The 8,106-nt window shown below is 72.2% G+C and carries 7 protein-coding genes; all 7 read right to left on the minus strand.

Translation table 11 applies throughout. The annotated features are described in order from the left end of the window. Positions 1 to 2,154, minus strand: a 2,154-nt coding sequence (locus VFM98_RS01140) for a DNA internalization-related competence protein ComEC/Rec2 (RefSeq protein ID WP_325108046.1), incomplete at its 3' end; no start/stop codon positions are given. A gap of 110 nt (positions 2,155 to 2,264) precedes the next feature. Then, on the minus strand, positions 2,265 to 3,353 hold the full coding sequence (locus tag VFM98_RS01145) for a chemotaxis response regulator protein-glutamate methylesterase (RefSeq protein WP_325108047.1): 1,089 nt from the start codon (positions 3,351 to 3,353) through the stop codon (positions 2,265 to 2,267). Continuing rightward, entirely contained in the window at positions 3,350 to 3,904 is a 555-nt protein-coding gene (cheD, locus tag VFM98_RS01150) for a chemoreceptor glutamine deamidase CheD (RefSeq protein WP_414708964.1), read from the minus strand. The genes VFM98_RS01145 and cheD overlap by 4 nt, the downstream gene beginning before the upstream one ends. 62 nt (positions 3,905 to 3,966) lie before the next feature. Further along, on the minus strand, positions 3,967 to 4,842 hold the full coding sequence (locus VFM98_RS01155; RefSeq protein ID WP_325108052.1) for a CheR family methyltransferase: 876 nt from the start codon (positions 4,840 to 4,842) through the stop codon (positions 3,967 to 3,969). 2 nt (positions 4,843 to 4,844) lie between these two features. Beyond that, positions 4,845 to 6,059, minus strand: a complete 1,215-nt coding sequence (locus VFM98_RS01160; RefSeq protein ID WP_325108049.1) for a methyl-accepting chemotaxis protein — start codon at positions 6,057 to 6,059, stop codon at positions 4,845 to 4,847. 85 nt (positions 6,060 to 6,144) lie between these two features. After that, positions 6,145 to 6,654, minus strand: a complete 510-nt coding sequence (locus VFM98_RS01165) for a chemotaxis protein CheW (RefSeq protein WP_414708963.1) — start codon at positions 6,652 to 6,654, stop codon at positions 6,145 to 6,147. A gap of 189 nt (positions 6,655 to 6,843) precedes the next feature. Further along, on the minus strand, positions 6,844 to 8,106 hold a 1,263-nt coding region (locus VFM98_RS01170; protein WP_325108050.1), incomplete at its 5' end, for a chemotaxis protein CheA.

The following is an 8,106-nucleotide window of genomic DNA, read 5'->3' on the forward strand; positions in this document are numbered from 1 at the left end:
CTGCGGCTGCTCGATGTCGCCGGCCAGGAGCGCGCTGGCCTGGCCGTTGCTCACGCGCAGCACGCAGCTGAGCGCGTTGGGCCTGGTGCGCGGCCCGTAGTCTTCGGCGCCGGGGTGCAGGATCTCGAAGCGCACGCCGTCCCACTCCCAGCGCTGGCCGGCATGGCAGCGCGTGGAGGCGCGCAGGGCCTGCAGCGGGTGGCTCTCTTCCAGCGAGCTGAGAAGGCGCGCGGCGGGCTGCATGCGCAGCACCGCCGCGGCGCCGCCGGTGTGGTCGCTGTCGCGGTGGCTCAGGACCAGCAGGTCCATCGTCTCGTCTTTGGCGCGCAGCAGCGGCACCAGCACGCGTTGGCCGGCGTCGGTCTCGCGGCTGTAGCCCGGCCCGGCGTCGTAGGCCAGCGTGTGCGTGGCCGTTCGCACCAGCACCGCGTTGCCCTGCCCCACGTCGGCGGCGAGCAGCTCGAACTCGCCCGGCGGCGGCCGCGGCGCCTGCCACAGAAGGACGGGCAGCATCAGCGGCAGCCCCAGGAGCCGCAGGGCGGGGGCGATGCGCGCCGCCAGCAGCCAGCCGCCCAGCACGCCGGCTGCGCCCGCCCACAGGGGCGGCACCGGCGCCGACCAGGTGGCGAAGGGCAGTTCCGCCAGCACGCGCAGCAAGGCACCGAGCAGCTCCAGCGCCTGCGCGGCCAGGCTCCACAGCGGCGCGACGAACACGCCCGCCAGGCCGAGCGGCGTGACCACCAGCGTCACCCACGGGATCGCGACCAGGTTGGCCAGCAGGCCCACCAGCGACACCTGCCCGAACAGCAGCAGTGACAGGGGCGTGAGCGCCACGGTCACCACCCACTGCTCGCGCGCGAGGCCCACCAGCCCGGAAGCGAGGCGCAGCAGCAGCGCGCGGCGCGGCTCGCCGGCCGGCGCAGGCCGCGCACGGCCGCTCGCGAACAGCACGCCCACCGCGACGAAGCTCAGCCAGAAGCCGGCCTGCGTCAAGGCCCACGGATCGATCGCCACCACCGTGGCGCAGGCCAGCAGCCACACGTGCGGCCAGGGCCAGTCGCGCGCCGCCAGGCGCAGCAGTCCCACCGCGGCCAGCATGAACACGGTGCGCTGCGCCGGCACGCCCCAGCCGCTGAAGAGGGCATAAGCTGCGGCCAGCAGGATGCCGCCGGCCAGCCCGGCGTGCTGCGCCGGCCAGGCCAGGCACAGGCGCGGGCTGCGCCGCCACAGGCGCCCGACCAATGCGGCAGCGGCCCAGGCGAACATGGTGACGTGCAAACCCGAGATGCTCATCAGATGGGCTACGCCTGTGGCGCGGAACACGTCCCAGTCGGATTTTTCGATCGCGCCCTGGTCGCCGACGATCAGCGCCGCCAGCACGCCGGCCAGCCGCGGATCGCTCACCTGCGCGGAAATGGCGGCGCGCACGGCGTGGCGCGCCTGCTCCACCGGATGCGCCCAGGTCGTGCCCAGGCGCCGCGGCGGCGGATCGCGCGCGCCGGCGCGCACGTAGCCGGTGGCCTGGAGGCCCTGCTCCCATAGCCACAGCTCGTAGTCGAAGCCTTGCGGATTGACGTGGCCATGCGGCGCCTTCAGGCGCACCGTCCATTGCCAGCGCTCGCCGGGGCGCAGGTCGGCGGGCATTCCCTCGGGCATGGCGCTGCCCTCGCCGCCGGTATCGACGCCGCCATACCAGCCGAGGAGGAGCTGCGGCGGCAGGAGGACCGGGCGGCCTTCGCGCCAGGCGGATTCCGGCTCGAAGCGGAAGCGCAGGCCGGCCTCGTTGCGATGCGGCAGCGACGCGACGGTCCCGGTGAGGCGCAGGTCGACGCCCTCCAGCGCCGGATCCAGCCGGCTGGCCGTGAATGCCGCGGCGCGCCAGCCGGTGAGGGAGGCGGAGAAAGCGGTGGCGAGCAGGAGGATCATGGCCGCCCGTGTGGTGACCCACCACGCGGGCCTCCCGTAGGCTGGTGGTGAGCCCGCAGGCGAACCCCAGCGCCGCGCCAGCAGCAGGAGCAACAGCACCAACGCACCGGCCGCGCCGAAGGCATAGGACGCAAGCGGCCAAAGCCGCGGCTGCTGCAACTGCAGCGCGGCGCCGAGCACGACGCCGAGGATGAGCGGCGCGATCGCGGAACCGGGGCGGGAGGTCACCCGTGGATCAACGCATGAGGGCGGGGAGGCGGCGAAACGAAGCTCCTCCGATTGGGGGACCGGCGTGCCCCCACCCCTGCCCTCCCCCGGAGGGGGAGGGGGTCAACCCCTCACGCCAGCGCCAGCGCCTCCAGCCGCCCGGCGATATCGGACAGCGCGGTGACCTCGTCCACCCCACCCACGGCGATGGCCTGGCGGGGCATGCCGAAGACGACGCAGCTCGCCTCGTCCTGCGCGATGGTGTGGGCGCCGGCGCGGCGCATCTCCAGCATCGCCTCGGCGCCGTCGCCGCCCATGCCGGTGAGCATCACGCCGATCGCCTGCGGACCCGCCACCTTGGCGATCGAGCGGAACAGCGTGTCCACCGAAGGCCGGTGGCGGTTCACCGGCGGGTCGTCGGTCACGCGCAGGCCGTAGCCGCCGGCGCGCCGCACCAGCAGCAGGTGGCGCCCGCCCGGCGCGATGTAGGCCACCCCGCCGCGCACGGCTTCGCCGTCCTCGGCCTGCTTGACGTGGAGGCGGCACAGCGTGTCCAGCCGCCTAGCGAAGGTCTCGGTGAAGCCGGGCGGCATGTGCTGCGCGATCACGATCGGCGGCATCGCCGCCGGCAGCTGTGTCAGCACGTCGCGCAGCGCCTCCACGCCGCCGGTGGAAGCGCCGATGCCGATCACGCGCTGCGGCGACGCAAGAGCACCCGCTTGCGGCAGCGGCGCATGCGCCGAATGCAGGGGCGCGTGCGCCGATTGCAGCAGCGGCGCCGGCCGCGACCTCGGCGCCGGCTGCGCCGGCACGGGCCGCCGCCGCATCACGCGCGCGCCGGCCGCGGCGCGGATCTTGTCCGCGATCTCCTGCGCGTTCTGTTCCAGCTGGTCGTAGCTGGCCGGCTTGGCCACGAAGTCCACCGCACCGAGCTCCAGCGCGCGCAGCGTGGTCTCGGCCCCCTGGCGGGTGAGCGAGGAGATCATGATCACCGGCAGCGGCCGCACCAGCATCAGGTTGCGCAGGAAGTCGAGGCCGTTCATGCGCGGCATCTCGACGTCGAGCGTGATCACGTCCGGCGGCGTGCGGCGGATGCGGTCGATCGCCAGCAGCGGATCGGGCGAGGCGCCCAGCAGCTCCATGTCCGGCTGCGCGGCCACCACGCGGCTCAGGAAGGCCCGCATCACGGCGGAATCGTCGACGACCAGGACGCGGATCATCGCGGCGGCTTGAAGATCTCGATCTCGCCGGCCGACCGCGGGTCCAGCCGCGACAGGTACTCGCGCTCGCGCCGCTGCACCGTCTCGGCCGGGCTCAGGCTCAGGCGCTTGACCTGCACCTTGCCGCTGTCGACGAAGAAGTGCACCTTGCGCGGGCACACGTCCAGCAGGTCGCGCGCCAGCACGCGGATGCCTTCGACGCGCAGGAATTCGAGCACGAACTCGCAGTTCTTGGCGCCCACGTCCAGCCGGTCGAAGCCGGCCAGCAGGCGGGCGCCGCCGAACACCTTGGCCACCAGCCGGCGGCGGTCGGCGCCGAGGCGCAGCATGTCGTTGATCAGCACTTCCATCGCGTACACGCCGAAGCGGGCCGAGGCGGCCCACGGCGAATCGGGACGGGCGGTGTCGCCGGGCAGCATGAAGTGGTTCATGCCGCCGATGCGTTCCAGCGGGTCCCACAGGCAGGTGGAGACGCAGGAGCCGAGCACCGTGGTCACGGCGCCGGCGCGCGCGGCGTGGTACTGGCCCGGCAGGATCTTGATGGTCTCCATGCCGAACTCGCGGTCGAAATAGCGCAAAGGCCCGCCGGCGTCGTTGGCGTTCGCGACGGTGCTCAAGTGCCCACCCGCTGGTAGGCCGTGCGGCCGCAGGAGCGGAAGCCCGGATGCGCCGAGGGGAAGCTCTCCGAGTGGCCCACCATCAGCAGCCCGCCGGGCGCCAGCAGGTCGGCGAAGCGCGCCAGCAGCTTCTTCTGCACCTCCCGGTCGAAGTAGATCACCACGTTGCGGCAGAAGATCACTTCGAAGCCTTCCTGCGCCGGCCACACCGGCGACTGCAGGTTCAACTGGCCGAAGCGCACCATCTGCCGCAGCTCCGGCCGGATGCTCACCAGGCCCTCGTTGGCGCCGCAGCCGCGCAGGAAGTGCTTGCGCAGCCGCTCGGCCGGCAGCGCCGCGGCGCGCTCCATGCGGTAGATGCCCGCCTGCGCGGTATTCAGCACGTCGGTGTCGATGTCGGTGGCCAGCACGCTGCCCGCGCACTGGGCTTCGCGCAGCACCATCGCGATCGACCAGGCCTCCTCGCCGGTGGAGCAGGCGCTGCTCCAGCAGCGCAGCGGCGCAGACTGACCGGCGGCGTGCGCGCGCGCGTGCGCCAGCAGCAGCTCGAAGTGGTGCGGCTCGCGGAAGAAGGCGGTGAGGTTGGTGGTGAGCGCGTTGACGAAGGCCTCGCGCTCGTCCGAGTCTTCGCGCTGCACCAGTTCGAGGTAGGCGCCGAAGCAGCTCAGGCCGCGCGCGCGCAGGCGCCGCTGCAGCCGGTTGTAGACCATGTTGCGCTTCTGCGGGCTGAGCTTGATGCCGGCGTACTGCGCGATCAGCTGGCGCACGGTGCCGAAATCGCGCTCGCTCAGCAGCGAGGCGGCATCCGCCAGCAGCGGGGTGTCCGCGGCCGGCGCGCGCGGGGCGGCTTCGCCGGCTCGCAGCAACGGCATCTTCACGCCAGAACTCCGTCCCCCCGCAGGCGGAAGCGCGAAGCGATCTCCAGCAGCTGCGCCGCCTGGTCGTTCATGGTCTCGGTGGCGCGCGCGGCGTGTTCCACCATCGCGGCGTTGCGCTCCACCACGCGCTGCATCTGCGCGACGGCGGTGTTGACCTGACCGATGCCCACGCTCTGCTCCTGGCTCGCCTGCGCGATCTCGGCGATCAGCGCGCTCACCTTCTCCACCGACAGCACCACTTCCACCATGGTGTGGCCGGCGGTGTCCACCAGGCTGGCGCCGGTGTTGACCTTGTCGACCGAGGCGCCGATCAGGCCCTTGATCTCGCGCGCCGCCGCGGCGCTGCGCTGCGCCAGGCTGCGCACCTCGGCGGCCACCACGGCGAAGCCGCGGCCCTGCTCGCCGGCGCGCGCGGCTTCCACCGCCGCATTGAGCGCCAGGATGTTGGTCTGGAAGGCGATGCCGTCGATCACGCCGATGATCTCGGTGATCTTGCGCGAGGCGTCCGAGATCTCGTCCATCGTGCGCACCACCTCGTCGACGGCGTCGCCGCCGCGCCGCGCCACCGCCGACGCCTCCAGCGCCAGCTGGCTGGCCGAACGCGCATGGTCCGCGTTCTGCGCCACCGTGGTCGTGAGTTCCTCCAGCGAGCTGGCCGTTTCCTCCAGCGTGCCCGCCTGTTCCTCGGTGCGCTGCGACAGCTCCAGGTTGCCCTGCACGATCTGGCTGCTGGTGCGGTTGACGGTGTGCGCCCCGTGCACCACGCTGCCCAGCACGCTGCGCAGGTTCTCCGTCATGTCGGCCAGCGCGCGCAGCAGCTGCGCCGCCTCGTCGCTGCCGCCGGTGCGCACCTTCACCGTGAGGTCGCCGCCGGCCACCCGCTGCGCGATCTTGGCGGCCACGCGCACCGGCTTGATGATGTGCACCGTGAGCGGATAGCAGATGGCGAAGGCCAGCACCACCACCACGGCGGCGAAGCCGGACACCACCGACTGTGCCGAGCGCAGCGCCTCCTGCAGCGTGTGCGCCGAAGGCTGCGCCGCCGCGGCATCCGCCAGCTCCTGCAACTGCCATACGCCCAGCGCGCCCTGCACGGCGAGCACGAGCGCGATCGCCAGGAAGGCCGCGGTCAGCCGCACCCGGATGGTGGAACGCCGGAAGAAGCCGAGCGCGGCCCGGTCGACCTCGGGATGGACGTCGGTGGGGGTCAAGGGGGAATCCTCCTCGAAGCTGCGAGGGCTGCCGGGGCGCCCGCGCCGCGGTCGCACCGTGCAGCCCTGCCTGGGATTGGGCCGCTCAGTGCACCGCGCCGTCGACGAGGGCCATGTCGGCGCCCGTCATCAGCTTCTCGATGTCCAGCAGGATGATCATCTGGTCGTCGACGGTGCCGAGCCCCGTGATGTACTTGGTGTCGAAGGTGGCCGAGGCGAACTCGGGGGTCGGGCGGATCGCGTCGCTGGCGAGCGTGAGCACGTCGGAGACGGAGTCGACCACCACGCCCACCACGCGGCCGGCCACGTTCAGGATGATCACCACCGTGAACTCGTCGTAGCGCGCCTCGCTCAGGCGGAACTTGATGCGCAGGTCCAGGATCGGGACGATCACGCCGCGCAGGTTGATCACGCCCTTGATGAAGGCCGGCGCGTTGGCGATCGCCGTCGGCGTCTCGTAGCCGCGGATTTCCTGCACCTTCAGGATTTCGATGCCGTAGCTTTCCGCGCCCAGGCGGAACGTCAGGAATTCGCTCGCCGGCCCATCGGTGGGCTTGCCGGCCGCGGAAGTGACGCTGGCCATCGGTCCTTGCATTTTTCTCTTCTCCTTGCAGCCGAGGATGCCATCCCCCGCTGGCGTGTTGCAACTAGTTAATGACTGTGACGGGCGGCTATTCCGTGACTCTGCGCAATAGGGCGGAACGAGGGCCGTCCGTCGTGCGCGCGCTGCCTTTCGCTTCGCATCCGGCGTCGCGCCGCCGCGTCAATGCCTGCGTCGTGCGCATCAGAGCTGCAGCGCGCCTTCGCGGCCGGCCTCGCGCACCAGGTGCGCGATGTCCAGGATCAGCGCCACCGAGCCGTCGCCCATCACCGTGGCACCGGACAGGCCGGGCACGCGGCGGAAGTTGGCCTCCAGGCTCTTGACCACCACCTGCTGCTGTCCCACCAGTTCGTCCACCAGCAGGACGGCCTTGGAGCCGTCGGTCTCGACGATCACGGCGATGGCCGAAGGCTGCTCGCGCGGCTTTTGCGGCGGGAACAACTGGGCCAGGTGCAGCACCGGCAGGTACTCGTCCCGCACCCGCAGCGTGTCGCCGTGGCCGGGCAGCGTGTGCAGCTCGCCCGGGTTCACGCTCAGCGACTCCACCACGCAGGCCAGCGGCAGCACGTAGGTCTCGCTGCCGATGGAGACCGTCATGGCCTCCATGATGGCCAGCGTCAGCGGCACGCTCACCGTCACGCGCATGCCCTGCCCCGGCACCGAGGCCAGGTCCACGGTGCCGCCCAGGGCCTGGATGTTGCGCCGGACCACGTCCATGCCCACGCCGCGGCCGGAGACCTCGGTGACCTGTTGCGCGGTCGTCAGGCCGGCCTCGAAGATCAGCGCCCACACCTCGTGGTCCGGCGCATCGGGCGCGATCGCGGTGCCGCGTGCGAGCGCGCGCTGCAGGATCCGTTCCCGATCCAGCCCGCGGCCGTCGTCGGCCACCTCGATCAGGATGTTGCCCCCGCGCTGGCTGGCGCGCAGCCACACGGTGCCCACCGGCGGCTTGCCGGCCGCGATGCGTTCCTCGGGCTTCTCCAGCCCGTGGTCGATCGCGTTGCGCACCAGGTGCATCAGGGGATCGGAGATCTTCTCGATCAGGCCGCGATCGAGCTCGGTGCCCTCGCCCGAGATCTTCAGCTCCACCCGCTTGCCCAGGCGGTGGGACAGCTCGTGCACCACGCGCGGGAAGCGCGAGAACACGTTGGAGATCGGCAGCATGCGGATGGCGAGCACCGCCTCCTGCAGGTTGCGCGTGTGGCGCGCCAGGTCGGCCAGCCCGCTGCTGGTGCTGTAGCGCCCGTCGCTCGCGTGGGCGCCGGCGGCGCCATTGCGCTGGAGCATGGCCTCGGTGATCACCAGCTCGCCCACCAGGTTGACCAGCAGGTCGATCTTCTCGGTGGCCACGCGGATGAAGGTGGTGTCGTGCGCCGCGCCGAGCGCCGCTTCATGGACCTCAGGGGCGGGCGCCGGGGCGGCACTGGCCGCCGGCGCGGAGGCCGG

It is taken from the genome of Ramlibacter sp. (genome assembly GCF_035706265.1).
In the GTDB taxonomy this organism is placed as follows: domain Bacteria; phylum Pseudomonadota; class Gammaproteobacteria; order Burkholderiales; family Burkholderiaceae_C; genus Ramlibacter.